Source organism: Gordonia caeni (assembly GCF_039537105.1).
Classification (GTDB): Bacteria; Actinomycetota; Actinomycetes; order Mycobacteriales; family Mycobacteriaceae; genus Gordonia; species Gordonia caeni.
On sequence record NZ_BAAAZW010000006.1, the window covers coordinates 174,911 to 201,366 of the forward strand.

The 26,456-nt window shown below is 70.5% G+C and carries 25 protein-coding genes; 16 read left to right on the forward strand and 9 right to left on the reverse strand.

Going from position 1 to position 26,456, the window contains the following annotated elements; genetic code table 11:
- The first annotated feature begins 1 nt into the window (after window position 1).
- The 3 genes from atpD to ABD732_RS11660 all read left to right on the forward strand — a co-directional run bounded on the left by atpD (window position 2) and on the right by ABD732_RS11660 (window position 2,383).
- Window positions 2-1,447: a F0F1 ATP synthase subunit beta gene (gene atpD / locus ABD732_RS11650; RefSeq protein WP_344783830.1), complete on the forward strand. Its 1,446-nt coding sequence runs from the start codon at window positions 2-4 to the stop codon at window positions 1,445-1,447.
- A gap of 9 nt (window positions 1,448-1,456) precedes the next feature.
- Window positions 1,457-1,834 (forward strand): F0F1 ATP synthase subunit epsilon, encoded by a 378-nt coding sequence (locus tag ABD732_RS11655; protein ID WP_344783832.1) that lies wholly within the window; start codon window positions 1,457-1,459, stop codon window positions 1,832-1,834.
- 96 nt (window positions 1,835-1,930) lie between these two features.
- Window positions 1,931-2,383 carry a DUF2550 domain-containing protein gene (locus ABD732_RS11660; protein WP_344783833.1) on the forward strand — a complete coding sequence of 151 codons (453 nt, stop codon included), beginning with the start codon at window positions 1,931-1,933 and terminating at the stop codon, window positions 2,381-2,383.
- Between the two features lies 1 nt (window position 2,384).
- On the opposite strand, the gene ABD732_RS11665 is transcribed toward ABD732_RS11660, so the two are convergent.
- Entirely contained in the window at window positions 2,385-2,975 is a 591-nt protein-coding gene (locus ABD732_RS11665; RefSeq protein WP_344783835.1) for a cob(I)yrinic acid a,c-diamide adenosyltransferase, read from the reverse strand.
- Window positions 2,976-3,039: 64 nt separating this feature from the next.
- Between ABD732_RS11665 and murA the strand changes: the two genes are divergently transcribed.
- From murA to ABD732_RS11700, 7 genes are all read left to right on the forward strand, one after another.
- Window positions 3,040-4,296 carry a UDP-N-acetylglucosamine 1-carboxyvinyltransferase gene (gene murA, locus ABD732_RS11670; protein WP_344783837.1) on the forward strand — a complete coding sequence of 419 codons (1,257 nt, stop codon included), beginning with the start codon at window positions 3,040-3,042 and terminating at the stop codon, window positions 4,294-4,296.
- Window positions 4,297-4,608: 312 nt separating this feature from the next.
- Window positions 4,609-5,880 (forward strand): NDMA-dependent methanol dehydrogenase, encoded by a 1,272-nt coding sequence (mdo, locus tag ABD732_RS11675; RefSeq protein WP_344783839.1) that lies wholly within the window; start codon window positions 4,609-4,611, stop codon window positions 5,878-5,880.
- Window positions 5,881-5,981: 101 nt separating this feature from the next.
- Entirely contained in the window at window positions 5,982-7,067 is a 1,086-nt protein-coding gene (locus ABD732_RS11680; RefSeq protein WP_344783841.1) for a MadB family AAA-type ATPase, read from the forward strand.
- A gap of 1 nt (window position 7,068) precedes the next feature.
- Window positions 7,069-8,604, forward strand: coding sequence for a MadC family VWA domain-containing protein (gene madC / locus ABD732_RS11685; RefSeq protein WP_344783843.1), 1,536 nt, complete (start codon window positions 7,069-7,071; stop codon window positions 8,602-8,604).
- Window positions 8,591-9,799 carry an iron-containing alcohol dehydrogenase gene (locus tag ABD732_RS11690; protein ID WP_425553035.1) on the forward strand — a complete coding sequence of 403 codons (1,209 nt, stop codon included), beginning with the start codon at window positions 8,591-8,593 and terminating at the stop codon, window positions 9,797-9,799. Before madC ends, ABD732_RS11690 begins: the two co-directional genes overlap by 14 nt.
- A 2-nt stretch (window positions 9,800-9,801) precedes the next feature.
- Window positions 9,802-11,115 carry a MadS family sensor histidine kinase gene (locus ABD732_RS11695; RefSeq protein WP_344783845.1) on the forward strand — a complete coding sequence of 438 codons (1,314 nt, stop codon included), beginning with the start codon at window positions 9,802-9,804 and terminating at the stop codon, window positions 11,113-11,115.
- Complete coding sequence (locus ABD732_RS11700; protein WP_344783847.1) at window positions 11,112-11,771, forward strand: MadR family response regulator transcription factor; 660 nt, start codon at window positions 11,112-11,114, stop codon at window positions 11,769-11,771. Before ABD732_RS11695 ends, ABD732_RS11700 begins: the two co-directional genes overlap by 4 nt.
- A 31-nt stretch (window positions 11,772-11,802) precedes the next feature.
- On the opposite strand, the gene mftM is transcribed toward ABD732_RS11700, so the two are convergent.
- From mftM to ABD732_RS11720, 4 genes are all read right to left on the reverse strand, one after another.
- On the reverse strand, window positions 11,803-12,618 hold the full coding sequence (gene mftM / locus ABD732_RS11705) for a mycofactocin oligosaccharide methyltransferase MftM (RefSeq protein WP_344783849.1): 816 nt from the start codon (window positions 12,616-12,618) through the stop codon (window positions 11,803-11,805).
- A gap of 112 nt (window positions 12,619-12,730) precedes the next feature.
- Window positions 12,731-14,185 (reverse strand): NAD-dependent succinate-semialdehyde dehydrogenase, encoded by a 1,455-nt coding sequence (locus tag ABD732_RS11710; protein WP_344783851.1) that lies wholly within the window; start codon window positions 14,183-14,185, stop codon window positions 12,731-12,733.
- Complete coding sequence (locus tag ABD732_RS11715) at window positions 14,182-15,480, reverse strand: hypothetical protein (RefSeq protein WP_344783853.1); 1,299 nt, start codon at window positions 15,478-15,480, stop codon at window positions 14,182-14,184. The genes ABD732_RS11710 and ABD732_RS11715 overlap by 4 nt, the downstream gene beginning before the upstream one ends.
- 91 nt (window positions 15,481-15,571) lie before the next feature.
- Window positions 15,572-16,915 (reverse strand): MFS transporter, encoded by a 1,344-nt coding sequence (locus tag ABD732_RS11720; protein ID WP_344783855.1) that lies wholly within the window; start codon window positions 16,913-16,915, stop codon window positions 15,572-15,574.
- Between the two features lie 108 nt (window positions 16,916-17,023).
- Here ABD732_RS11720 and ABD732_RS11725 point away from each other — a divergent pair, with 108 nt between their 5' ends.
- Window positions 17,024-17,260, forward strand: a complete 237-nt coding sequence (locus ABD732_RS11725; protein ID WP_344783857.1) for a phosphopantetheine-binding protein — start codon at window positions 17,024-17,026, stop codon at window positions 17,258-17,260.
- On the opposite strand, the gene ABD732_RS11730 is transcribed toward ABD732_RS11725, so the two are convergent.
- On the reverse strand, window positions 17,247-18,359 hold the full coding sequence (locus tag ABD732_RS11730) for an isochorismate synthase (protein ID WP_344783859.1): 1,113 nt from the start codon (window positions 18,357-18,359) through the stop codon (window positions 17,247-17,249). The two genes, ABD732_RS11725 and ABD732_RS11730, sit on opposite strands and share 14 nt — an antisense overlap.
- A 251-nt stretch (window positions 18,360-18,610) precedes the next feature.
- On the opposite strand from ABD732_RS11730, the gene ABD732_RS11735 reads away from it, so the two are divergent.
- Window positions 18,611-19,903 (forward strand): lysine N(6)-hydroxylase/L-ornithine N(5)-oxygenase family protein, encoded by a 1,293-nt coding sequence (locus ABD732_RS11735; protein WP_344783862.1) that lies wholly within the window; start codon window positions 18,611-18,613, stop codon window positions 19,901-19,903.
- A gap of 8 nt (window positions 19,904-19,911) precedes the next feature.
- On the opposite strand, the gene gabT is transcribed toward ABD732_RS11735, so the two are convergent.
- Window positions 19,912-21,261: a 4-aminobutyrate--2-oxoglutarate transaminase gene (gene gabT, locus ABD732_RS11740; RefSeq protein ID WP_344783864.1), complete on the reverse strand. Its 1,350-nt coding sequence runs from the start codon at window positions 21,259-21,261 to the stop codon at window positions 19,912-19,914.
- A gap of 86 nt (window positions 21,262-21,347) precedes the next feature.
- On the opposite strand from gabT, the gene nucS reads away from it, so the two are divergent.
- Window positions 21,348-22,031 (forward strand): endonuclease NucS, encoded by a 684-nt coding sequence (gene nucS, locus ABD732_RS11745; RefSeq protein WP_344783866.1) that lies wholly within the window; start codon window positions 21,348-21,350, stop codon window positions 22,029-22,031.
- A gap of 46 nt (window positions 22,032-22,077) precedes the next feature.
- On the opposite strand, the gene ABD732_RS11750 is transcribed toward nucS, so the two are convergent.
- A complete protein-coding gene (locus ABD732_RS11750; RefSeq protein ID WP_344783868.1) occupies window positions 22,078-22,959 on the reverse strand; it encodes a hypothetical protein in 882 nt (293 codons plus the stop codon).
- Window positions 22,960-23,083: 124 nt separating this feature from the next.
- Window positions 23,084-23,566, reverse strand: a complete 483-nt coding sequence (gene mce, locus ABD732_RS11755; protein WP_344783870.1) for a methylmalonyl-CoA epimerase — start codon at window positions 23,564-23,566, stop codon at window positions 23,084-23,086.
- Window positions 23,567-23,643: 77 nt separating this feature from the next.
- On the opposite strand from mce, the gene ABD732_RS11760 reads away from it, so the two are divergent.
- From ABD732_RS11760 to ABD732_RS11770, 3 genes are read left to right on the forward strand one after another with little or no spacing between them, the layout of a single operon-like run.
- Window positions 23,644-24,837 (forward strand): acetyl-CoA C-acetyltransferase, encoded by a 1,194-nt coding sequence (locus tag ABD732_RS11760; protein WP_344783872.1) that lies wholly within the window; start codon window positions 23,644-23,646, stop codon window positions 24,835-24,837.
- Window positions 24,838-24,842: 5 nt separating this feature from the next.
- Window positions 24,843-25,256, forward strand: coding sequence for a DUF3817 domain-containing protein (locus tag ABD732_RS11765; protein ID WP_344783874.1), 414 nt, complete (start codon window positions 24,843-24,845; stop codon window positions 25,254-25,256).
- A gap of 53 nt (window positions 25,257-25,309) precedes the next feature.
- Window positions 25,310-26,197 carry a tetratricopeptide repeat protein gene (locus tag ABD732_RS11770; RefSeq protein WP_344784113.1) on the forward strand — a complete coding sequence of 296 codons (888 nt, stop codon included), beginning with the start codon at window positions 25,310-25,312 and terminating at the stop codon, window positions 26,195-26,197.
- Window positions 26,198-26,456: the final 259 nt, after the last annotated feature.

A 26,456-nucleotide genomic window follows, 5' to 3' on the forward strand; every position in this document is an offset into this window, starting at 1 on the left:
CATGACTGCAGCAGTCACCGACACGACCTCGGCCGCTTCGGCGACCGCCGGTCGCGTCGCCCGGGTCATCGGCCCGGTCGTCGACGTCGAGTTCCCGCGCGGAGCCGTACCCGAACTGTTCAACGCGCTCCACGCCGAGATCTCCCTCCCGGCCGTGGCCAAGGTGCTGACCCTCGAGGTCGCCCAGCACCTCGGCGACAACGTGGTGCGCACCGTGTCCATGCAGCCGACCGACGGCCTGGTCCGCGGCGCGTCGGTGACCGACACCGGCAAGCCGATCTCGGTGCCGGTGGGCGACGTGGTCAAGGGCCACGTCTTCAACGCGCTGGGCGACTGCCTGGACGCGCCGGGCACCGGTCGCGACGGCGAGCAGTGGGGCATCCACCGCAAGCCCCCGGCCTTCGATCAGCTCGAGGGCAAGACCGAGATCCTGGAGACGGGCATCAAGGTCATCGACCTGCTGACCCCGTACGTCAAGGGCGGCAAGATCGGCCTGTTCGGCGGCGCCGGCGTCGGCAAGACCGTGCTGATCCAGGAGATGATCACCCGTATCGCTCGCGAGTTCTCGGGCACCTCGGTGTTCGCGGGCGTCGGCGAGCGTACCCGTGAGGGCACCGACCTCCACCTCGAGATGGAGGAAATGGGCGTCCTCCAGGACACCGCCCTTGTGTTCGGCCAGATGGATGAGCCGCCGGGGACGCGTATGCGCGTCGCCCTCTCGGCCCTCACCATGGCCGAGTACTTCCGCGACGTGCAGCACCAGGACGTGCTGCTGTTCATCGACAACATCTTCCGGTTCACTCAGGCCGGTTCCGAGGTCTCGACCCTGCTGGGTCGCATGCCGTCGGCTGTGGGCTACCAGCCGACGCTGGCCGACGAGATGGGTGAGCTCCAGGAGCGGATCACCTCGACCAAGGGCCGTTCGATCACCTCGCTGCAGGCGATCTACGTCCCCGCGGACGACTACACCGACCCGGCACCGGCGACCACCTTCGCCCACCTGGACGCGACCACCGAGCTCTCGCGGCCGATCTCGCAGCTGGGTATCTACCCGGCCGTGGACCCGCTGACCTCCACCTCGCGCATCCTGGAGGCCTCGATCGTCGGTGACGAGCACTTCCGCGTCGCCAACGAGGTGAAGCGGATCCTGCAGAAGTACAAGGAACTGCAGGACATCATCGCCATCCTGGGTATGGACGAGCTCTCCGAAGAGGACAAGGTCACGGTCGCCCGCGCGCGCCGTATCCAGAAGTTCCTCGGCCAGAACTTCCTGGTCGCCGAGAAGTTCACCGGACAGAAGGGTTCCGTGGTGCCGCTCGCCGACACCATCGAGGCCTTCGACCGCGTGTGCAAGGGCGAGTTCGATCACCTGCCCGAGCAGGCCTTCAACAGCTGTGGTGGGCTCGACGACGTCGAGGCCGCTGCTGCCAAGATCGCCGGAAAGTAGTCTCCGATCATGGCTGACAAGACCTTCCGAGTGGACGTCGTCTCACCCGATCACATGCTGTACTCCGGGGACGCGACGTTCCTGCGTGCACAGACGACCGACGGTGAGGTCGGAATCCTGGCCAGCCACGCGCCGATCTTCGCGGAGCTCGCGGCCGGCGGCTGTGTGGTCGTCACCGAGGCCGACGGCTCCAAGCTCGCGATCGCAGCCCAGGGCGGATTCCTGTCCGTCAACGGCGACGACGTCAAGGTGCTTGCCGAGTCGGCTCAGCTGGCACACGAGATCGACATCGCCGTCGAGCGCGAGGCGCTCGAGGCCTCCGAGGAGGGGACCGTCGAGTACCTGACGGCCCGCTCCCGGATCCGCGCGGTGGAAGCCGTGAACTGACGAGACGAAGTCCGGAAATGATTCCCGTCACCAGCCGTCCCGACCTGTCGGGGCGGCTGGTGCCGTTTTCTTCCGACCGGCGGAGGTGAGGCGGGCGTGCACTGGTGGAGTTGGCTGATCCTGATCGTGCTCCTGGTGGGCGCCTTCCTGCTCGGCGGCCTGGTCTACCGGGTCCGCGAGGTGCGCAGCGCCGGCACCCCGGTGATCTTCCGGGCGCTGCCCGCCGGCACCGACCGCGGCTGGCGGCACGGTTCGGTGCACTACACCGAACGCGCGCTGGTCTACTACCGGCTGTCCTCGCTGCGGCCCGGCCCCACCGCGATGCTGTCCCGCCGGCACGTCGAGCTCCTCGGCCGCCGGGCCCCGGAGGGCACCGAGCGCGAGATCATGGATCCGGACATGGTGGTGCTCGCTCTGCGCGAGTCCGGTCCGGGCCTGCGTTCGGGTGAGTACGAGATGGCGATGGACCCGATCCTGGTGACGGCGTTCCTGTCGTGGCTGGAGGCCCGTTCGCCGCGCCGGTCACGCCGGCCGGGATCAGCCGCCTGACTCAGCGGGTGCGGTTGGCGCCGGGCACCCACTTCACATCGCCGTCCCCGGCGCGCACGTTCGCCACGCGCGCCAGGATGAACAGCAGATCCGACAGCCGGTTGAGGTACTTGGCGGGCAGCACGTGGGTGTCCTCCGGGTGGGCCTCGACCGCACTCCACGCCGCCCGCTCGGCGCGGCGGGTAATCACCCGCGCCTGATGGAGCAGTGCGGCCAGGGGAGTGCCGCCCGGCAGAATGAACGAATCCAGCGGCGTCAGTTCGGCGCCGAACCGGTCGCACCACGCTTCCAGGCCGTCGATGTAGGCGGCTTCGATCCGCAGCGGCGGGTACTTCGGGTCGGCGACGACCGGGGTGGACAGATCCGCGCCCGCATCGAACAGATCGTTCTGCACGGTCTGCAGCACCTCGGCGATGTCCTGCGGGACGTCCCCGCCCAGGGCGAGGGCCAGACCGATGGCCGTGTTGGCCTCGTCGCAGTCGGCGTAGGCGACCACTCGGGGATCGGTCTTGGTCACCCGGGAGAAGTCCGAGAGGCCCGTGGTGCCGTCGTCGCCGGTGCGCGTGTAGATCTTGGTCAGATGCACAGCCATGCCTAGAAGGTACGCCAGTCGGGGGACGCGATGCCCCGCGCCGCCGATGCCCTAAGCTGACGCCGTGAGTGATCGCTATTTGGTGACCGGAGGAGCCCGCCTGTCCGGTGAGGTCGTGGTCGGCGGCGCCAAGAACAGCGTGCTGAAGCTGATGGCGGCGGCACTGCTGGCCGAGGGGCCGACGGTCCTGACCAACGTGCCCGAGATCGCCGACGTCCCGCTGATGGCGGACGTACTGCGCGGTCTGGGCGCGAAGGTGCAGATCGACGGCGACACCGTGGTGGTCGATGCGCCCGCGATGCCCGACTATCACGCCGACTTCGATGCGGTGAAGCAGTTCCGCGCGTCGGTCTGCGTGCTGGGTCCGCTGATGGCGCGCTGTCGGCGCGCCGTGGTGGCGCTGCCCGGCGGCGATGCCATCGGCTCGCGGCCGCTGGACATGCACCAGTCCGGTCTTCGGGCGCTGGGTGCGCGCAGCGAGATCGAACACGGCTGTGTGGTGGCCGAGGCCGACGAGCTCCGCGGGGCCGCGGTCAGCCTCGAGTTCCCCTCGGTCGGCGCCACCGAGAACATCCTGATGGCGGCTGTGCTGTCGGAAGGCGTCACCACCATCGACAACGCGGCCCGCGAGCCGGAGATCGTCGACCTGTGCGGAATGCTCAATCAGATGGGCGCCAGGATCGAGGGGATCGGCAGCGAGACCCTGACCGTGACCGGCGTGGACCATCTGGAACCCACCACCCATCACGTGGTCGGCGACCGCATCGTGGCCGGCACCTGGGGGATCGCCGCCGCGATGACGCGTGGTGACGTGACCGTCCGCGGTATCGATCCGCAGTATCTGAGTCTGGTGCTCAAGAAGCTGGTCGATGCCGGTGCGCAGGTGGACCGGATGGCCGACGGCTTCCGGGTGCGCCAGGACGAGCGTCCCCGCGCCGTGGACACCGCGACCCTGCCGTTCCCCGGCTATCCGACCGACCTGCAGCCGATGGCGATCGGCCTGGCGACCATCTCCGAGGGGATGTCGTTGATCACCGAGAACGTCTTCGAGGCCCGGTTCCGCTTCGTGGAGGAGATGGTGCGTCTGGGCGCCGATGCCCGGACCGACGGTCACCACGCGGTGATCCGCGGAATCGATCAGTTGTCCAGCGCACCGGTCTGGGCCAGCGACATCAGGGCCGGCGCAGGTCTGGTGCTGGCCGGGTTGGTGGCCGACGGTGTCACCGAAGTGCACGACATCGAGCACATCGACCGCGGCTACCCGCATTTCGAGGAGCAGCTGCGCCGGCTCGGCGGCACCATCGAGCGCGTCCGCGGCTGACGTACCCGTTCCGGCGGCGCGGCACCGCCGCCGCCCGCCGCAGAGCGGCCGATGGGCGGGCACCGAGGGAGAATCTCCCTCCGTGGCGCCGAGAGGGCCGCTGTCGGTTCGCTCTTGCTTCGCCGGAGACGGCTGCGGGTCCGTTCGGGTCCCGGCGCGGGTAGACCTGTCCGATCGGACAGGGGGTCACCTGACCGGTGGGGCCGACCCCGCGCGCAGGGGGTCAGGGGCCCTTGTCGGGGGTGTGACCTGGCGAACAGTCTGAGGAGGTCCGACAGATTCCACAGACCGTTCGACAAGGAGACTTCCGCGATGGCAATCGAGCTAAATCAGATCTGGGATTTCCCGATCAAGGAGTTCCATCCCTTCCCCAAGGCCAAGCTCGGGGTCGGCGCCCACGACATGATCGGCGTCGAGGCCAAGGATCTCGGCATGACCCGCGTGCTGCTGATGACCACCGGTCTGCGCGGCTCGGGCATCATCGACGAGCTCAAGGGCAAGATCGAGTACCAGGGCGTGGACGTCGTCGTCTTCGACGAGGTCGAGTCCAACCCCAAGGACTACAACTGCATGGACGCCGCCGCGCGGTACCAGATGGAGAAGTGCGACGGCATCATCAGTGTCGGCGGCGGCTCCAGCCACGACGCCGCCAAGGGTGCGCGCATGGTGATCGCGCACGACGGCCGCAACATCAACGAGTTCGAGGGCTTCTCCAAGGCCACCAACAAGGAGAACCCGAAGCACATCGCGGTCTCCACGACGGCCGGCACCGGCTCGGAGACCTCCTGGGCGTACGTCATCACCGACACCTCCGACATGGACAACCCGCACAAGTGGGTGGCCTTCGACGACACCTGTCTGGTGGACCTGGCGATCGACGACCCGCTGCTGTACTACTCGTGCCCCGAGCACTTCACCGCGTTCTGCGGCTTCGACGTGCTGGCCCACTGCAGCGAGCCGTACGTCTCGCGGCTGGACTTCGCGCCGTCGCTGGGCAACGCCAAGTACGCCATCGAGCTGATCCGCGACCACCTGCGCACCGCGGTCTTCGAGCCGCACAACCTCGAGGCCCGCACCGGCATGATGCACGCGCAGTACATCGCCGCGCAGGCCTTCAACTCCGGCGGCCTGGGTCTGGTGCACTCGCTCTCGCACGCCTTCAGCGCCTTCTACGACAGCCACCACGGCCTGAACAACGCGATCGCGCTGCCGCGTGTCTGGGAGTACAACCTGCCTTCGCGCTATGAGCGGTTCGCCGACATCGCCCAGCTGCTCGGCGTCAACACGCGGGGCATGAGCACCGTGCAGGCCGCCGACGCCGCCGTCGAGGAGGCCATCCGGATCTCCAAGGACGTCGGCATCCCGGACAACTTCGGTCAGCTGAACGTCAACAGCTACGACAAGAACCGGATGAACACCGGCAAGTACGCCGGCAAGGGTGAAGGGGTCGACACCTCCGAGGAGCAGATCCGCGCCATCTCCGAGCACATGATGGGCGACTGGTGCACTCCGGGCAATCCGCGCACCTGCACCGTCGAGTCGATGATCCCGATGGTGCGCCACGCCATGGTCGACAGCTACTGACGCCGTCCGACCACGCCGCGCGTGCCGCCGGACCCACCCCCCCGCTCCGGGGTCCGGCGGCACGGGCACCCCACTCGACCCTTCGCCGACTCGAGGACACGATGACTGCCACTCCCGTTGCACGCCCCGACGCGCCGACCCCCGACGCCGCCCCGGCCGAGTTCGACACCGTCGAGGCGCTGACCGCGGCCCTGGCCGACCAGGGCTATCTGATTCAGGACGATCTCGGGGTGGTGCTGCACCTGGCCACCCTGCTCGACCGCCCGCTGCTGCTGGAGGGCCCGGCCGGGGTCGGCAAGACCGAACTGGCCAAGGCGCTGGCCGCGGCCTCGGGACGCGAACTGATCCGGCTGCAGTGCTACGAGGGGCTCGACGACTCGCGGGCCCTCTACGAGTGGGACTACGCCCGGCAACTGCTGCACGTGCAGATGCTCCGAGACCGGATCAGTGCCGAACTGGCCGCCTACGACTCGCTGGCCGAAGCGTCTTCGGCGCTGGCGCGCACCGAGGTTGGCGTCTACAGCGAGGACTTCCTGGTGCCCCGCCCGCTGCTGGCCGCCATCGTCTCCGAGCAGCCCACGGTGCTGCTGGTGGACGAGATCGACCGCACCGACGAGGCGATGGAGGCGGTGATGCTCGAGGTGCTCGCCGAACGCCAGGTGACCGTGCCCGAGCTGGGGACCTTCGCCGCGCGGTCGGCGCCGTGGGTGATCCTCACCTCCAACGACACCCGGGAACTGTCGCCGGCGCTCAAACGCCGCTGCCTGCACTTCCAGGTGGCCTACCCCGATGCCGAGCGTGAGCGCGCCATCGTCGCGGTGCGCGCCCCGGAGGTCGAGGAGTCGGTGATCGCCGAGGTCGTGGACCTGGCGCGCCGGCTGCGCGAGTTGCCGCTGCGCAAGAGTCCGTCGATCGCAGAGGTGATCGACGCCGCCCGCGCCGCCGCACGACTGTCCGGCGCGGGCGGCACCCCCACCGACGCCGAGACCATCGGCGGCCAGAACCGCGCGCTGATGTCCCTGCTGGTGAAGTTCGGCAGCGACCTGGACCATGTGCGACGCAGCCTGGGCGACGATGCGCCCGGCGGAGAGACGATCCCGGTCGGCGTGGACGGATCGAGCCCGGGCGGGAGCGTCACCGAACGGGCCTTCGGCGCCGGCCGCGCCCGCAGTGCCGCCCGGAGCTGACGTGGACACCGCGCTCGTCACCGGTACGGCGGGCCGCGAGCGGCTCCTGGTCCGCGTCGCGGTCGAGTTCGGCCGGGTGCTGCGGGCCTTCTCGGTGGCCGCCTCACCGGCCGAGGTGATCGAGATCTGCCGGGTCCTCGACATTGTCGGGGCCGGTGACCTGGACGTGCTGCGAACCGCGCTGCGGTCGGTCAGCGTGAAGTACGGCTACGAACGCGAGCCCTTCGAGGAGGCCTTCTCGCTGTTCTTCCTCGGGCATCCCGCCGGCGCCGGGCCCGCCGACCTGCCGCGGGTGCGGGGACTGCTGTCCGGGCTGCCCGACGAGATCGAGTGGGACGAGGACTTCGACGGTGCCGGCCGGCTGATCGGCGCCGACGAGCACACGGTGGAGATCGGCGACCTGATGGTCGACGACCCGGACGCCCGGGAACGGCACGGCGAGAGCGCGCACCGCGAGGAGAACGACTTCTCGGTGTCCGCGGGCGCCGAGGAACTGCAGGTCGACACGGACTCGTCGAACGTCTCCGGCGGCGTCACCTACACGGTGGAAGTCGATCACGCCGACGCCTCCCAGGTCGGCGAGCTCACCGCCGCGGCCACGCGCGTGGAGGGCACCACGCTCAGCCTGGCCGACGCGGCGGGGCTGTTGCGGGCGCTCGACGCCGCCGACGGACGGCACGCCTACGGCGTGGACGGGGCGGCCGGGCTCGACGACGCCGCGATCGCCGAACTCGAGGAGGCCCTGACCCGATTCGTGGAGGCGCTGACCGAACGGCTGGCCTCGGCCGCGGTGGTCGGCACCGACGACGATCCGCCGACCCGCATCCACCGCGATCAGGCCGACATCGACCGCGCCTGCCACCGGCTGATCCAGCGCATGCGCGGCGCACCCCGCCGGGTCAGCCGCATCTCGGCGGCCGGCCGCCTGGACTTCCGGCGCACCATGCGCGCGGCCCTCGCCACCGACGGGGTCCCCCTGGAACTGTGGCGCCGCCGCCGGACCCCGGGGCCGGTGCGCCTGGTGGTGCTCGTGGACGTGTCCATCTCGGTGCGCCCGGTCACCGGCTTCATCCTGCGGCTCGCGCAGACGCTGCACGCCTTCGGCGACCGCTGCGAGGTGGTGGCATTCGTGGATCGGCCGGTCCGCGTCACCCAGGCGCTGCGCACCGCCTCCCCGGACGGCGCCCTCGCGGCGGTGCTGGCCGCCGACGGCCTGGATCTGTCGGCGACCAGCGACTACGGCCGGATGTGGCACGAACTGCTGGACGAGCACGGCGACCTGATCGGCTCGCGCACCAGCCTCCTGGTGGTCGGTGACGCCCGGCACAACGCTTTCGATCCGCGCACCGACCTGTTCGCCGACATCGCCCGCCGCGCCCACCGGGTGGCCTGGCTGACGCCGGAACCGGAGCGCTATTGGAGCCAGACCGGGTGTGCGCTCGCCGCGTACGCGGAAGAATGTGCGGGAGTGGTGAGTGCACGCGACGGGGCCGAGGTCCTCGAGCGCTGCGACGAACTGGGGAATGCGCTCCGGTGACCGCCGCGCGCACACTGGACGGGTGAACGTAGGAGGAGACTCGGCGATGCGCCGCGTGACCAAGTTCCACACCCCGGAGATCCTGTTCGGTCCCGGGGCCCTGGCCGAGGCGGCCAACGCGGTCGCGGCGCTGGGCGTGAGCCGCCCGCTGGTGGTGTCCGACCGGCGACTGGCCGAGACCGAATGGTTCTCCCGGCTGCTGGCCGATCTGCGCGGGCGGGGACTGACCCCGGCCGCCTACCTCGACGTGACACCGAATCCGCGCGCGGAGGAGGTGATCGCCGGTCGCTCCGCCTACGGCGAGCACCGCGCCGACGGGCTGGTGGCGCTGGGCGGGGGATCGGTGATCGACACGGCCAAGGGGGTGGCGGTGCTGGCCGCCAACGGCGGCCACATCCTGGAGTACGAGGGCATCGACAAGGCGGTGCAGTCGCTGCCACCGCTGGTGGCGGTGCCGTCCACCGCAGGCAGCGGCGCCGACGTCTCGCAGTTCTGCATCATCAACGACACCGAACGCCGCACCAAGGTCACCATCGTGGGGCGCACCCTGGTGCCCAACGTGGCGGTGATCGATCCGGTGCTGGTCACCACGGCCCCGTCCGCGGTGATCGCGCAGGCGGGCATGGACGCGTTGACGCACTGCGTGGAGGCCTTCGTCTCGCTGGCGCGCGGCCGGCTGACCGATGCGCTCGCCGTGGAATCGCTCACCGGCGTCTGGACCAACCTGGAGCGACTGGTCCACGATCCCGCCGACGAGCAGGCCGGCACCGAGATGTCGCTGGCGGCGCTGCGCGCCGGGATGGCCTTCACCAATGCGATCCTCGGGGCCACCCACGCCATGAGTCATCCGGTGGGCGGCTACTGCGACGCCCCGCACGGCACCGTCAACTCGGTGCTGCTCCCACACGTGATCCGGTACAACGCCCAGGTCTGCGCGGAAGACTTCGCCGAACTCGCCGCCGCCGTCGGGCTGCCGGCGTCGGGCAGCGCCCGCTCGGTGGCCGATGGGCTGGCCGAGGCCGTGGCCGGTCTGGCCGAGCGGGTGGGCATGCCGGCGACGCTGTCCCCGCTGGGTGTGCGGGCCGCCGACCTGGACCTGCTCACCGAGCGGGCCCTGAGCGATTCGTGCATGCTGACCAATCCGCGGCGCCCCGAGGCCGCCGGGATCCTGGACGTCTACCGGGAGGCGCTGTAGCCATGAGCGGCCCGGACGTCGATCTCGCCAGCCTGGTGGGACTGAGCAGTGTCAAGGGCGGCCACTACGCGCAGTACCGCGGCACCGCGGCACGCCTGAACCGGGTGATGACGGCACTGGAGGGCATCTCCAAAGCGCTGGTGCAGACCGATCAGGGGCCGGAACAGCTGGTGGTGGCGGTGCTGGAGGCCATCCGCGAGCACCTGGACGCGGACTGGGTGCTGTTCGCCCTGGCCGACGGGCAGCTGGAGCAGGCGGCGCCGCGCCACCTGATCGCCACCCGCGACCAGGGGATCGTGGCCTTCGAGGGCGCCGGGGTGGCGCACGCCCCGACCGAGCTGCCTGTGGCGGTCCTCAACCGCCTCATCGACGTGCTGCGCGGGGAGAAGACGGTGCTCGCGGCGCCGATCGTGGAAGACCATCACCTGCACGCCCCGATCGAGTACGGCGGACGCGTGGTGGGCGGCTTCTCGGTGTGGACGCCCCCGGACCGGCAGGTGGATCAGTCCGATCCGATGGTGTTGCAGATCCTCGCCGGACAGGCGGCGGTGGCGCTGGTGAACTCCGAGCTCTTCCTGGAGACGCGGCGGCGGGCGCAGGAACTGGCCGACCGCAACGCCGAACTCGAACGCACCCAGCGGGAACTCTCCGCGGTGCAGCGCACTGCGCTCCTGAACGTCGAGCGTTCCCGGATCGCGCGGGAACTGCACGACTCGGTGGGGCAGTCGGTGCTGTCGGCGGGGCTGCAGATCGAGCTGTGTCGCGGCGGGGTGCCCGAACCGGTGGCCGAACATCTGGACAAGGCGATGCTGCTGTCGCGGGAGGCGGTCGCCCAGCTGCGCAACGCGATCTACACGCTCAACGACGCCGGCGGGCCGTCGGACAGCATCGCCGACACTCTCGACCGGCTCTGCGAACTGCACATGCCCGAGGAGACCACGGCCACCGTGGTGGTCCGCGGCCGCCCGCGGGAGCTGCCCGGCGAGGTGCAGCACGCGCTGCTGCGCATCGCGGGCGAGTCGCTGTTCAATGCGGCGGTGCACGCCGGGGCCGCCCAGGTGACGGTGACCCTCGGTTACGGGGACGAGCACATCACGCTGGCCGTCGACGACGACGGGACCGGTCAGCCCGAGCACCTGCGGGCGCTGCTGCGGGCGGCGGCCACGGGCGACGTGGCCGGCGGGCGCCGCCGCGGCCTGGCGAACATGGCCTCGCGTGCGGCCGAACTCGGCGGCACGCTGCGGATCCGGCGGTCCCGCGCGGGCGGGGTGCGGATCGCCGTGGACATTCCATTCGACGGTAGGGGCCCGGCATGACCATTCGAGACGGCGGAGCGGCCCCGATCAGGACCGTGCTGGTGGACGATCACGCACTGCTGCGGGAGGGGCTGCGTGCGGTCCTCGAGCGGCACGACGGGATCGCGGTGGTCGGGGAGGCCGGCTCGTTCGACGCGGCGCTGGCGGAGGTGGCGCACACCAGGCCCGACGTGGTGGTGGTGGACCTGAAGCTCACCGCGGGCACCGACTACGAGGGTATGCGCCTGATCTCCGAGCTGACCCGGTGGGATCCGCAGCCGGCGATCCTGGTGCTCACCACTTTCCTCGACGACGACCTGGTGGTGCGGGCCGTCCGGGCCGGGGCACGCGGCTACGTGGTCAAGGACGTCGACACCACCGAGCTGGTGCGGGCGATCCGGGCCCTCGCCGGCGGCGGCAGCGCCTTCGACCCGCGCAGTTCGACGATCGTGATGCGCACCATGTCCGGCGAGCGGAACGTCTCGGCGGAACTGACCGACCGCGAGCGCGAGGTGCTGCGGCTGCTGGCCGACGGGCTGTCGAACGCGGCGATCGGCCGGCGCCTGTACATCTCCGAGTCGACGGTCAAGTTCCACATCCGCAATCTGATCCGCAAGCTGGGCGTCACCAAGCGCACCGACGCGGTCTACGTCGCCAGCAAACGCGGCTACATCTGATCCGCCGGGCCTGCGCGGAGGCGGCCGGGGCTCAGCAGGGTCCGGGGTGATCGAGCACCAGCCAGCCGCCGTGATCGGCGAAGATCTCCGCCGTGCAGCCCGGCCAGCGGCTCGCCCAGTGCGACAGATCGGCGGCGGACAGGCGCTGGCGGTGCCCGAAGTGCCCGGACGGCTCGGACTCGTAGGGGACGGCGATCACCACGCGCCGGCGGGCCACGCGCAGCGCCTCGCCGATGGCTGCCTGCACGTCCGGACCGTCCAGGTGCTCGAGCAGATGGATCAGCGTCACCGTGTCCACCGCGTCGTCCGGTTGGGGCAGGGCGCGGGCGTCGCCGGCCACGGTCGTGACGGCCGCACCCAGGTCGGCCGCCGCCGCATCCAGCAGGTCGAGCGCGCCCGGGCAGATGTCGCAGGCGGTCACCTGGTAGCCGTCCTGCGCGCACTGCAGGGCCAGGAAGCCGAAGCAGGATCCCACCTCCAGTACCGAATCGCCCACCAGCAGGGAGCGGGCCCGGCGGTGGACCGGACTGAACGAGGAGTGGCCGGACCGCAGCTCGCGCACCGAGTTGCGGTAGAAGGCACGCCACCCGGCGGCCGGGTCGGGCCCGCAGTCCTCGACCACCCGGGTGAAGGCGGTTTCGAACTCCTCCTGACCCGCCAGGGCGCCCGAGGAGACCAGGGCGCACAGCCCGGCGACCACCCGGTGGTCGCTGACGGTGGTCTCGTCGAGGGAATGGGTCAGGTGCACGCCGTCGCGGTCGGCGACGGCGGTGAAGCCGGTCGCCCCCGCGCAGCGGCGCACCCGCAGCTCCCTCGCGGGACCGGTGAGCTCGGCGACGACTGTCATGATTCGACGCTAGGGCCGCGGCGCCGGCGCGGGAACTGGCCGAACGGGGCACCCGGCCTGTCCGAACGGACAGGTCGGCGGGGGGCAGGCCGACGGGGTCAGGCCGGCGGCGTCAGGTCAGGGCGATGTACTTGGTGTTGAGGTACTCCTCGATGCCCTCGCTGCCGCCTTCCACACCGAGGCCGGAGGCCTTGATACCGCCGAACGGCGCCGCCGCATCGGAGATCACCCCGCGGTTGACACCGACCATCCCGTACTCGAGGGCGGCGGAGACCCGCGCGACCCGGTCGAGGTCACGCGTGTAGAAGTAGGCGGCCAGGCCGTACTCGGTGGCGTTCGCGCGGGCCACGGCCTCGTCCTCGGTGTCGAAGCCCGAGATCACCGCGACCGGCCCGAAGATCTCCTGACGGGTGATCGCGCACTGTTCGGGGACGTCGGAGAGCACGGTGGGGGCGTAGAAGTGGCCGGGGCGATCGAGCGTGGTGCCGCCGGTGTGCACGATGGCGCCCGCGGCGACGGCCTCGTCCACCAGACCGGCCACCGAGTCGAGCTGTTTGGCGTTGATGATCGGTCCCAGGGCACTGGCGTCGTCGTACCCGGGCCCCACCGCCATGTCGGCGATGCGCGCCGCGAGCGCCTCGGTGAACGCCGGCCGGATGCCGTTCTGCACCAGGATCCGGTTGGCCGCGGTGCACGCCTCGCCGCCGTTGCGCATCTTCGCCGCCATCGCCCCGTCCACGGCGGTATCCAGGTCGGCGTCGTCGAAGACGATGAACGGCGCGTTGCCGCCGAGCTCCATCGACGTGCGCAGGATCTGATCGGCGCTCTGGCGGATCAACTGGCGGCCCACGCCGGTGGAGCCGGTGAACGAGACCTTCCGCAGCCGCGGGTCGGACATCAGAGCTTCCGAGACCTCGGCGGCGCGGGTGGTCGGCAGCACCGACAGCACGCCGGGCGGCAGCCCGGCGTCGGCGAAGACCTGCGCCAGCAGCAGCATCGTGAGGGGGGTGTCCTCGGCGGGCTTGACCAGGATGGGACAGCCGGCGGCCAGGGCGGGGCCGATCTTCCGGGTGCCCATCGCGAGCGGGAAGTTCCACGGGGTGATCGCCAGGGCCGGTCCCACCGGCTGCTTGACCACCAGGATCTGCCCGTTGCCGGCCGGGGCGGTGGCGGTGCGGCCGTGGATCCGAACGGCTTCCTCGCTGAACCAGCGCAGGAACTCGGCGCCGTAGGTCACCTCGCCGCGGCTCTCCGGCAGGATCTTGCCCATCTCCAGTGTCATCAGCAGGGCGAAGTCGTCGGCGCGCGCGGTCACCTCCTCGAAGGCGGCGCGGAGGATCTCGCCGCGGGTGCGCGGGGCGGTGGCGGCCCACTCCGGGCCGGCCTCGACGGCGGTGTCCAGGGCGGCGAGGGCGTCGTCGGCGTCGCCGTCGGCGACGCTGGTCAGCAGGTCACCGGTCGCCGGGTCGGCGACCTCGAAGGTCTGTCCGGAGCGTGCGGCTACGGACTGATTGGAGATCCACAGGCCGGTCGGAACGGAATCGAGAAGGGTGCGCGCACGGGTCATCGTCCCACTGTAGGACGATCCGGCCGCGTCGCGGACGAGGTCGCCGCGGGTGCGGACCCGGTCGTGGACGCCGGCGGTGTGCTCGGGCGCGCCGAACTGCTGTCCGGCGCCGGCCGCGTGCCGGTCCGGGGGCTCGTGCCGGTCGTGCGCTGCCGGGTCTTCTTCGCGGTCTTCTTCTCGTTCTTCGCCTTCTCGGCGACCGCCTCGGCGTGTGCCTGAGGGTTCTGCTTGTTGGCCTCGGCGCCCAGACCGGTCCCGGTCAGGTCGTCCTCGCGCAGGCACATCGACCGGACCACGTTGTGGAAGGTGATCAGGCCGTAGGTGAGGGGCAGACCCAGCACGGCGCCGACCATCTTGGTCGGGGAGACGCCCACGGTGAGTGCGCCGCCGGCGAGCGGCACGCTGGTCGGCGGAACCAGGAGCCCGCCGAGGGTGGTGAACAGGTACAGCGAGAAGTAGTAGGCGTAGTAGGCGGCCGTCAGCGACTTGGTGACGGTGAGGTCGTGCACGCTCACCATCTCGGTCAGGTCGTCGCCCTGGCCGATGTTGTGGCCGAGGCCGATCGCCATGTCCAGCGGTGCGCCGCCGAGGTACCCCAGGAAGTCCAGGAAGCTCAGGTCGACCCCCGCCGCGCCGCCGACCAGACCGCCGAGTTGCGGAATGACGGACAGGATCACCGGACCGACCATCGACAGGGTCGATTCGGTGGAGGTGAAGTCGGAGGGGTCGGCCGGGATCAGGTTGTGCGGGACCGGCGTCGCCTTCATCTGCCGGAGGATCTGGGTGGTCTCGGCGTCGATCCGCCGCTTGGCGGCAGTGCTCGGCGCAGAGGCCTTGGCGTAGTCGGCGGTGCGCGTGAAGATCCGGCCGAGAGAGAGGTCGCCGATCGGCGTGCAGGTGTCGTTGTCGGCCAGCGCCAGCTGGTCGGCGGCGCCCTGGAGCAGCGGGTGGATGGGGACGTCGTAGGTGACGGTCTCGCTGGGCTTGCCGGCCAGGGCCTTCTGCTCATCGGTCACCCGGGCGACACACTGGTTGAGCACGGCGCTGCTGGTGCCCTGGTACAGATACTGCAGGCCGAGGCGCGAGCCGGTGAAGCCGATCTGCAGCAGCTGGGAGACCGGAATTCCGGAGACGCCGACGCTCGGCATCATCATCGCGATGCCGAAACCGAGCGGGGCCAGGATCCCGGCGAAGACGTAGAGCCACACCGACTCGACCGCCTGGCTCAGCGTGATGTTGGCGACCGGAACGGCCTCGTTCTGCTTGCCGTCGCGGATCTTGAGGAGATTGGACACCACCAGCTGCGAGATCGCGGTGCGGTACTGCGGGTCGTCCTGGTCGGCTCCGAGGCTGGACGGATGATTAACAGATCAACTTTGGCTACCCTTACTTCGACGCGGTGATCTCGGACTCGCGGGTATCGATCCCGCGCACGGCGCGCAGGGCACCGAGTGCGGCGGCCGCGACGACGCCGAAGACCACCAGCACCAAGCCGTAGATCACGACCGCTGTCGGTGCCGCCCAGAAGGCGCCGATCGCACCGGCGGCGAGAGCGCCCACCGTGACGCCGCTGATCTCCTGGGCCATCCAGATGCCGTTCACCCGTCCCAGCAGCGGCCCCGGGGTGTGCTGCTGAATCAGCATGTAGCGCACCACCTCCTGGATCGCGTCGAGGAATCCGATCACCAGTACAAGCAGCAGGGCCACCCAGAGCGTGGGGACGGTGCCGAGCACGGCGATCAGGGCGAAGCCGATGATCGCGGCGGTCAGCAGGACCACTCCGGGACGGCGCGTACCGCTGATCCAGCCACTGGTCAGGGTGGCGATCAGGGCGCCGGCGGCGGTGGCCGCCATCAGGAAGCCGACGGCACCGGCCCGGTCGTCGAAGCGTTCGGCGACCAGCGCGGGCAGCAACGCCACCAGGCCGGCGCCCAGCATGGTGACCATGCCGATCAGCATCACCGACAGCACCAGGGGCGACTCGCGGAAGAAGGCGCCGAGCGCCGGCCGGACCGGTGGTGCCCCGGCGACGGTGTCGCCGTCATCGCCGCCGCCGTCGGGTGACCCGGTCGGGGCCGCATCGGCCAGCGTGGCGTGCGGGGGCATCGAGGGCAGGCCCAGCAGGATCAGGACGGTGATGGTGGCCAGCACCGCGGACACGGTGTAGGTCCACGAGACCCCGCCGAAGTTGATGATGAGCCCGGCCACGCCGGGGGCGGCGGCGGTGCCCACGCGGACGGTCAGTGAGCCGAGGGCTCCCACCGCGGCGAGATGGCGGCGCGGGATCATGGTGGGGACCGCGGCCATCAGTGCGGCCCCCGACAACGCGCCGATCAGGCCGTCGATCCCGGCCAGGACGTAGAGCACCCAGACCAGCGGCGTGCCGCCGAAGACGCCGACGGCGTTGAGCGCCAGACCGGCGAACGCGGCGGCGGCGGTCGATCGTCCGGCGAGGATCAGGATGCGCCGATCGAAGCGGTCGGCCAGGATCCCGCCGAGCAGCATCCCGGCGAAGCTGGTGATTCCGGCCACCGCGGTCGCCGCGCCCACCTGCACCGACGAATGCGTCAGCTCCCACATCTGGACCGGCACCGACACCACCAGCATGCCGATGCCGAGCAGGGAGATCGCCCGGGCGATGAAGACGCGGCGAAAGGCCGGGCTGATCCGCAGCGGGGTGATGTCGATGAGCAGTCCGCGAAGCAGTCCTCGGGATCCGGTGGTCGACATCAACGTCCTCTCGTCTGGGTGGGAACCGACTCGATGGGAGATCGGGGTACGCGCGGTGGTGAGTATGCTGACCGCTCGCCGCACCCGATCACCGCCGAAGGAGCCATCATGCCGAATCCGAAACTCGATCGCGACCGGATCATCGCCGACGTCGCCGAGGTGCTCGACGTCCCTCCGGCGCAGCTCACGGATGAGACGAATGTGATGGACCAGGGGCTGGACTCGGTGCGGCTGATGTCGTTGATCGAGCGGTGGCGCGCGGCCGGGGCGGTGCGTGCGGACATCGTGGTCCTGGCCGCGGACCCGCTGATCGGTTCCTGGGTGCGCGAACTCACGTCGGACTGAGATCGGTCGTCGGGTCGGCGGCGGGATCGACGCCCAGCGCCCGCAGCACCGTCGCCAGCTTCGCCTGCGTCTCCACCAGTTCGGCATCCGGATCGGAGTCGGCGACGATGCCGCCCCCGGCCCAGGCTCGGGCGGTGAGGCCGTCGTCGGACACCTCGGCGCAGCGGATGGCGACCATCCACTCGCCGTCGCCGCCGTCGCGTCCGCTGCGGGCCCAGCCCACCGCGCCGGAATAGAAACCACGGTCGCCCTCGGTGGCGAGGATGTGGTCGCGTGCCCGCACGGTGGGCGTGCCGCAGATCGCCGGCGTCGGGTGCACCGCGAGGGCCACATCGAGGGCGCTGAGATCGTGACTGCGCAGTTCCCCGCTGATCGGCGTGCCCAGGTGCCACATCGCCGGTGTCGTCATCAGCTCGGGCCGGTCCGGGACGTCGAGTCGGTGGCACAGCGGCGCGAGCGCATCGGCGATCGCGGCGACCACGTAGCGGTGCTCGGCGAGGTCCTTGGCCGAGGCGGCCAGGGCTCGGCCCCGTGCCCGGTCGACGGCGGCGTCGGTGCTGCGCGGCGCCGAGCCGGCGAGCGGCTGGGCGCTCACCCGCGTGCCCACTTTGCGCACCAGGACTTCCGGGCTGGCTCCGACCAGGGCGGCCGCGCGGCCGGCGGGGGAGAGATCGGTCACGAACAACGAGCCGCGCGGGTCCGCCGACCGCAGCGCCGAGGCCAGATCCCACGCCGCCAGCGGCTCCTCGGCGCGGAGCAGAACGCTGCGCGCCAGCACCACCTTCTGCAGGCCGCCGGCGGAAGCGGCCAGGGTCGCGACGGCATCGGCCACGCGGCGGCGATGCGCCTCGAGCGAGGGCTCCATCGCGTCGATCCGGATGCGGGGCGCACCGGTGACCGGCGCCGGACGCCACGGGCCGTCGTGCACCTCGAGGGTTTCGGGGGCGGTCAGTGCGGCGCGCTCGCGCACATCGAACGGGATGGCGCCTACGACGGCGCGGACGGAGCCGTCGGCCATCGCCTGCGCGGCCTCGGCTGCGGTACCGAGCGATCGGATCCGTCCGTTACCGACGACGTGATAGTTGTTGCGGCACAACATGAATTCCGGATTCCGGTGCGGGGTCGCGCGAGCTGATCGAGCTCCCGTGTGGCCAGTCTCCGGAGCTGTCGTCGACAATCTCCTCGTACTCCTTCGTCGCTGCGGTTCTCGGGCCCGGAAGCGGGGAGGTGCCCCGGAACGGCCCCGGATCGTCCGTCTCAGCTTAGGTTAGACTCACCTATCAAGACGGAGCGAGGGTGTCCGCGACGACGCGAGGTCCGCGAGGCTGCGGACTACCGAGGAGTGAGCAAGTGCGCAGAGAGACTTACCCGATTCTCGACGTGATCGGCATCGGATTCGGTCCGTCGAATCTGGCGCTGGCCATCGCGATCGAAGAACACAACGAGGCCGCACCGGGTGCAGCGCTGACCGCCCAGTTCGTCGAGCGCCGCACCCGGTTCCAGTGGCACCCGGGCATGCTTCTTCCCGGGGCGACCGTGCAGGTCTCGTTCTTCAAGGATCTGGCCACCCAGCGGAACACCCGCAGTGCGTACACCTTCCTGAATTACCTGGCCGAACACGGCCGGCTCGCCGACTTCATCAACCTGCAGGACTTCTTCCCGCTGCGCTCGGAGTTCTGCGACTACCTGCGCTGGGCCGCCGACCGGGTGTCGATCCCGGTGGAGTACTCCACCGAGGTCACTACGGTCGGCTGGGACGGCGAGGTCTTCGAGGTGGAGACTTCCGACGGCGTCTACCGGGCGCGCAACCTGGTGCTGGGCAGCGGGATCCGCGCCAAGCTGCCCGCCGGCGTCACGTCCGGCCGACGCGTCTTCCACAACCACGATCTGCTCACCCGTCTGGCCGAGCTGCCCGCGGCCCGTCACGGCCGGTACGCGGTGGTCGGCGCCGGCCAGAGCGCCGCCGAGGTGACCGGCTACCTGCATTCGACCACCGGGGGCGAAGTGCACGCGGTGTTCGCCAAGTACGGATACACCCCGGCCGACGACAGTCCGTACGCCAACCGGATCTTCGACGCCGCCACAGTCGACGAGTACTTCGGCGCCGACCCGGCGTGGCAGGCGCGCCTGATGAACTACCACCGCAGCACCAACTACTCGGCGGTGGACACCGCATTGATCTCCGACCTGTACGGCCGGGAGTACTCCGAGCGGGTCTCGGGGCAGCGCCGGCTCTTCGTGCACGGCGCCTCGGAGATCACCGACCTCGCCGAGACCGATGACTCGGCGACGGTGCGCGTGGTGAACCGACTCACCGGGGAGGCCGTCGACCTCGAGTGCGATGCGGTGATCTTCGCGACCGGATTCGAGCCGGTCCCGGTGGGCAGCCTGCTCGGTGAGCTGGAGTCGTCGTGTCACGCCGACGCGCACGGTCACCCGGTGCTCGACCGCAGCTACCGCCTGAAGACCGATCCGGAGATCACCGGTTCGATCTTCGTCCAGGGCAATTCCGAGCACTCGCACGGCTTGACCTCGACGCTGCTGTCGAACGTCGCCGTGCGGTCGGGTGAGATCGTCGGGGCGCTCGTCGGCGCCGAGGCGGCGGCGGACCGCGCCGGGGTGCCCGCGTCGGCATTGGGCTGACCCCCGGTTCAGCGCGCGGCGACCGTCGCGATGGCCTCGGCCAGCACGTTCAACCCGTCGGCGAGCAGGTCGTCGCCGATCACCAGCGGAGGCAGCAGCCGGATCACGTTGCCGTAGGTGCCGCAGGTCAGGACCACGACGCCGTGCCGCTGCGCCTCGGCGGCGACCGCCCGGGTGAGTTCGTGCCAGGGCTCGTCGGTTCCCGGATGCACCAGTTCGGCGGCGATCATGGCGCCGCGGCCGCGGATGTCGCCGATCACGCCGGTGTCGGCGGCCACCTGCTCCAGCCGGGCCACGATCGACGCGCCGATCTCGCGGGCGCGGTCGGCGAGCCGGTGACGCTCCATCGAGTCCAGGGCCGCCAGGGCCGCCGCGCACGAGACGGGGTTGCCGCCGTAGGTGCCGCCCAGACCGCCCGGGTGCACGGCGTCGAGCAGGTCCGCGCGGCCGGTGACCGCCGACAGCGGCATGCCGCCGGCGATGCCCTTGGCCATGGTGATCATGTCGGGCACCACGCCCTCGTGGTCGCAGGCGAACCAGTCGCCGGTGCGGGCGAAGCCGGTCTGCACCTCGTCGGCGATGAACACGACGCCGTGCTCGCGGGCCCACTCCGCCAGGGTGGGCAGGAAGCCGGGGGCGGGCACGATGAAACCGCCCTCACCCTGAATGGGCTCGATGATCATCGCGGCCAGTGACGCGGCGCCGATCTGGGTGTTGATCCGGGCGATCACCGCGCGGGCGGCCTCTTCGCCGGTCTGCCCGGCCGGGTCGCGATACGGGTACGACATCGGCATGCGGTAGATCCCGGTGGCGAACGGCCCGAATCCGGTCTTGTAGGGCATCGCCTTGGCGGTCAGTCCCATGGTGAGGTTGGTGCGGCCGTGGTAGGCATGCTCGAAGGCGACCACGGCTTCGCGGCCGGTCGCCAGGCGGGCCGCCTTCACCGCGTTCTCCACCGCCTCGGCGCCGGAGTTGAACAGCACGGTGCGCTTGTCGTGGACCCCAGGAGTGAGCCGGTTGAGGCGTTCGGCGACGGCCACGTAGCCCTCGTAGGGCGTCACCATGAAGCAGGTGTGCGTGAAGTGCCCGGCCTGCTCGGCGACGGCGGACGCGACGGCCGGATCGGCGGCGCCCACGCTGGTGACCGCGATGCCCGAGCCGAGGTCGATGAGGGAGTTGCCGTCGACGTCGACGATCACTCCGCCGTCGGCATCGGCGGCGTAGACCGGGACCGAGGAACCCACGCCGCCGGCGACGGCCCGTCGGCGCCGGTCGGCGAGCTCGGCCGAGCGGGGGCCGGGGAGTTCGGTCACCAGACGCCGCTGCTGGGGAAGTCGGTAGGTGATGTCGTCGCGCATTGCTCGCTCCAGCTGCCGGTCTGAATGTGACGGCGGGCCCCGCCCCCCGGCGTTGAGCTTAGCCAGTTCGCGGTTACGCTGTGGCCGTGCGTCTCGTGATTGCCGAATGCCAGGTCGACTATGTGGGGCGGCTGACGGCTCACCTGCCGATGGCCCGCCGGCTGCTGCTGATCAAGTCCGACGGCTCAGTCAGCGTGCACGCCGACGACCGGGCCTACAAGCCGCTCAACTGGATGAGCCCGCCGTGCTGGCTCACCGAGGAGGAGGCGGTCGAGGGCAGCGATGCCCGGGCGGTCTGGGTGGTGGAGAACAAGGCCGGTGAACAGCTGCGCATCACCGTCAAGGACATCGAGCACGACTCGGTGCACGAACTCGGCGTGGATCCCGGGCTGGTGAAGGACGGCGTCGAGGCGCACCTGCAGGAGTTGCTGGCCGAGCACGTGCAGACCCTCGGCGACGGCTACACCCTGATCCGCCGCGAGTACATGACGGCCATCGGTCCGGTGGACCTGCTGTGCCGTGACGCCGACGGGCAGACCGTCGCGGTGGAGATCAAGCGGCGCGGTGAGATAGACGGCGTCGAGCAGCTCACCCGCTACCTGGATCTGCTCAACCGCGACGCGACGCTGGCCCCGGTCGCCGGCATCTTCGCCGCCCAGCAGATCAAGCCGCAGGCCAAGACCTTGGCCACCGACCGCGGAATCCGCTGCGTCACACTCGATTACGACCGGCTGCGGGGTACCGAAAGCACCGAGTTCCGGCTCTTCTGAGAAGAGCCGGAACTCGTGAGCGGCCGCGGGGAATCGGCCGAAGGGGTCAGGCGCTGGCGCGCGCCGGGCCGTCGGAGTCGTCGGCGTCGCTGTACTCGCCGTCGACGGCGTCGAGCACGTCGGTGGTCTCCATCACCCGGGAGGCGTCGTCCTCGAAGCGGTCCCGCCCGACCAGGGTGCGGTTGAGCAGTTCCAGATCGTCGGTCTCGGTGGTGCCGACCAGATCCAGCTCGTCCTCGGAGAGCTCCAGTGCGCCCGGCAGCGCCGTGATGTGCTCGCGGAGCGCGCCGAGGTGGTCGACGATCTGCTTGTGCGCATCGTGTGCGGCTTGCGCCAGTTCCCGCGACCGGGCCAGGCGGGCGGCGGCGACGTGGTGCGCGGCCCCGCGCAGTCCGGAGGCATCGTTCTCGGCGGCGGCCACGATCGCACGGGCGCGTTCGCGTTCCTCGGCGGCAGCCGCCTCGATGGCGGCGGCCCGCTCTTCGGCTTCGGTGATCAGCTTGTCGGCCTGCTGCTGGGCGAGCTCGAGGGTCCGGGCGGCGTCGGTCTGCGCTTCGCTCCGGGCGGCGTCTGCGTCTTGCCGGGCCACCGAGATCATCTCGGCGGCCTCGTCGCGCGCGGTCGACCGGATCTCGCCGGCCTCCTCGGTGGCCAGTGTCAGCATGCGGGAGAGGCGATCACTCATACCGGTGACCGTGGTCGGCGGCACCGAGAGCGTGTCGACGTCCTCCTGGAGACTGCGTACGCGGGCGCGCGTCTGGTCCAGATGGTTGAGGAGCTCGTCGGAGTGGGCGTGCGCGGAGTCGCGATCCGCGGCCATCATCGCCAGATCGGCTTCGAGCTGACGGATGTGGTCGGTGACCTGATCGCGGTCGTAGCCGCGCATGACGATGGAGAAGGGGCTGTGACGCTGGCCGGGAGCTGACATGTGGGCAACATTAGGCCCGCCGATAGGCGATCTCATGTATCACACGCGGCGTGTTGTGCAGCGTTTTGGTAACGGTGTGGCTGGTGTGACTGGTGTTACTCGCCGTCGGCGAGGCGGTCGGAACCTAGTGCGCGGGCGCCGGCTCCACCAGTTCCAGGAGCACGCCGCCGGAGTCCTTCGGGTGCACGAAGTTGATCCGCGAGTCCGCCGTTCCGTGCCGGGGTTCCGGATACAGCAGACGGACGCCGTTGGCGGTCAGGACGGCCGCCACCGCCTCCACGTCGCGGACCGTGACGGCCAGCTGCTGCAGTCCGGGGCCGCTGCGATCGAGGAACTTCGCGATCGTCGACTGATCGTTCAGCGGTGCCAGCAACTGGATCACGGCGCCGTCGCCGCCGGCGGGGCCGACCATCGCCTCGCGCACGCCCTGCTCCTCGTTGACCTCCTCGTGGAGGTTGACGAAGCCCAGGTTGTCGCGGTACCAGCTCAGTGCCTTGTCGAGGTCGGGCACGGCGATGCCGACGTGGTCGATCCCGAGAACGAGATCGGCGACATCGCTGAGTGCGCCAGTGGCCGGGGTCACGCCTTCCGATGCGGAATTGCTCATGGTGCCACGGTAGCGTTGATCTGAAAGTGCCTTGTCACGAGGTCCGTTCGATTTCCGCCGTCTCAGGAGTGCAGTAGATGTCCGACAACACCACCGTCATCGTCGCCGGAGCCCGGACGCCCTTCGGGCGCCTGATGGGTTCGCTCAAGAACTTCTCCGCCGTCGACCTGGGCGCGATCGCCATCAAGGGCGCTCTCGAGCGCTCGCACGTGCCTGCCTCCGAGGTCGACTACGTGATCATGGGTCAGGTGCTGACCGCGGGTTCGGGCCAGATGCCCGCGCGCCAGACCGCCGTCAAGGCGGGAATCGGATGGGACGTACCGGCCCTGTCGATCAACAAGATGTGTCTGTCCGGCGTGGACGCCATCGCCCTGGCCGACCAGCTGATCCGCGCCGGCGAGTTCGAGTGCGTCGTCGCCGGCGGCCAGGAGTCGATGACTCAGGCGCCGCACCTGCTGCCCGGCTCTCGGGGCGGCTTCAAGTACGGCAACACCGAGCTGGTGGACCACATGGCCTTCGACGGCCTGCACGACGCCTTCACCGATCAGCCGATGGGTGCGCTGACCGAGGACTCCAACGACACCGACGGCTTCACCCGTGAGCAGCAGGACGAGGTCGCGGCGCGCAGCCACCGGCTGGCCGCCGAGGCCGCCGCGGCGGGCGTCTTCGACAACGAGATCGTCGCCGTCGAGATCCCGCAGCGCAAGGGCGACCCGGTGCAGTTCACCGTGGACGAGGGCGTGCGCGCCGACACCACCGTCGAGTCGCTGGGCGGTCTGCGTCCGGCGTTCCGGAAGGGCGGCACCATCACCGCGGGCAACGCCTCGCAGATCTCCGACGGCGCGTGCGCGGTCGTGGTGATGAGCAAGGCCAAGGCGCAGGAGCAGGGACTGACCTGGCTGGCCGAGATCGGTGCCCACGGCGTCGTCGCCGGCCCGGACTCGTCGTTGCAGGAGCAGCCCGCCAATGCGATCGCCAAGGCGTGTGAGCGCGAGGGCATCACCCCCGCGGATCTGGATCTGGTGGAGATCAACGAGGCCTTCGCCGCGGTCGGCCTGGCGTCGATCCGCAAGCTGGGCATCGACCCGGAGATCGTCAACGTCAACGGCGGCGCCATCGCCCTCGGGCACCCGATCGGTGTCTCCGGCGCCCGCATCGTGCTCCACGTGGCCAACGAGCTCGCTCGGCGCGGCGGCGGTATCGGTGCTGCGGCACTGTGCGGCGCCGGCGGCCAGGGCGACGCCCTCATCGTGCGCGTCCCGAAGGCCTGATCGCGATGACTGAGACGACACAGACCTCGACGACCAAGACCTCGTGGGTCAAGAACTGGTTCGACGTCGCCGAGCCGGCACCGCGCTTCCGGCTGATCGCCCTCATCGAGGCGATCACCTGGGCGCTGCTGCTGATCGGCATGGGCATCAAGTACGGCGCCGGCATCGAGTCGGCGACGATGGTGCCGGGCATGCTGCACGGCATCGCCTTCGTGGCCTACGTGGCGATCACCGTCTGGACCGCGGTGGAGCTGCGCTGGAACTGGAAGGTCACCGCGCTGGCGCTGTTCTCGGCGATCCCGCCGTTCTTCTCGCTGCTCTTCGAGTGGTGGGCGCAGCGCAACGGCCACCTGGACCAGTCTGCGGCGTCCCCGGTCGCCGACACGCCCGGCGATGATCATGAAAGAATGCAGGTGTGACCAGTCCCAGGAATCGCCAGCAGGCCGCCGCCGGTCTGCAGGCCGCAGCAACCATGTCCGGAGCCGTCGACCTCTCCGCCCTCGCCGCGCAGGCTGAGGCGAGCCGCGCCGGTGTCAGCGCCGGTGGCGGGGCGCCCGCGGCGCCTGCCGGCGACAACGTGGTCGATGTGACCGACGCGAGCTTCGAGACCGAAGTGATCGGGCGTTCGGCCCGGCAGGTGGTGGTGGTGGATCTGTCGGCCGCGTGGTCGCCGGAGAGCCAGCAGCTCTCGCCGGTGCTGGCCGCGATGGCCCAGCAGTCCGGCGGCCGGTGGGCGCTGGCCCGCGTCGACGTCGACGCCAGCCCGGGCATCGCGCAGGCCTTCGGCGTGCAGTCGGTGCCGATGGTGGTCGCGATCGCCGGCGGACAGCCGGTGTCGGCGTTCAACGGCGTGCAGCCACAGGCGCAGATCCAGGCCTGGATCGACGAGATCCTCGCCAAGGTCGGCGGCGCACTGCAGGGCGATCCGGCCGGTGGGGAAGCGCCCGCCGAGGAGGACGATCCGCAGATGGTGGCCGCCGAAGAGCTGATGAACTCCGGTGACGTCGACGGCGCGCTCGCCGCGTACCGCGCCATCGCCGAGGCCGATCCGGGCAACGCCGAGGCCGCGTCCACGGTGCGGAATCTGGAGTTCATCCTGCGGGCCCAGGGACACGATCCGAGCATCGTCGACAACGCCGCCGCCGGCGACATCGACGCGCAGCTGGCGGCCGCCGACGTACTGCTGCTGGCACAGCAGCCGGAGGAGGCGTTCGAGCGCATCCTCGCGGTGGTGCGCACCACCGCCGGTGACGAGAAGGACAAGGCGCGTACGCGCCTGCTGGAGCTGTTCGAGCTCTTCGAGCCGTCGGAACCGTTCGTGGTGGCCGCGCGCCGCAAGCTCGCCGCAGCCCTCTACTGATCTCCGCGTCGAGCGGAGTCATCTGTCGCGATCGATCATCGGAGGATGATCTCGATCTCGATGCCGGGTCAGATGCTCCGCAACAGCGGCGCTCTCGCAGGAGCAAACGGTTAATTTCCCTTTCTTCCCGCGTATGAGCCGCTGTCGCCGAGCATCCCGTTCGCTAGGCGGGCGGAGTCGAGCCCACATGCACGTCGATTGTCGTGTGGGAGGGCTGATCTCGACTCCGCTCACCCAGCGAGAGGCTCTGTCGTCGAGA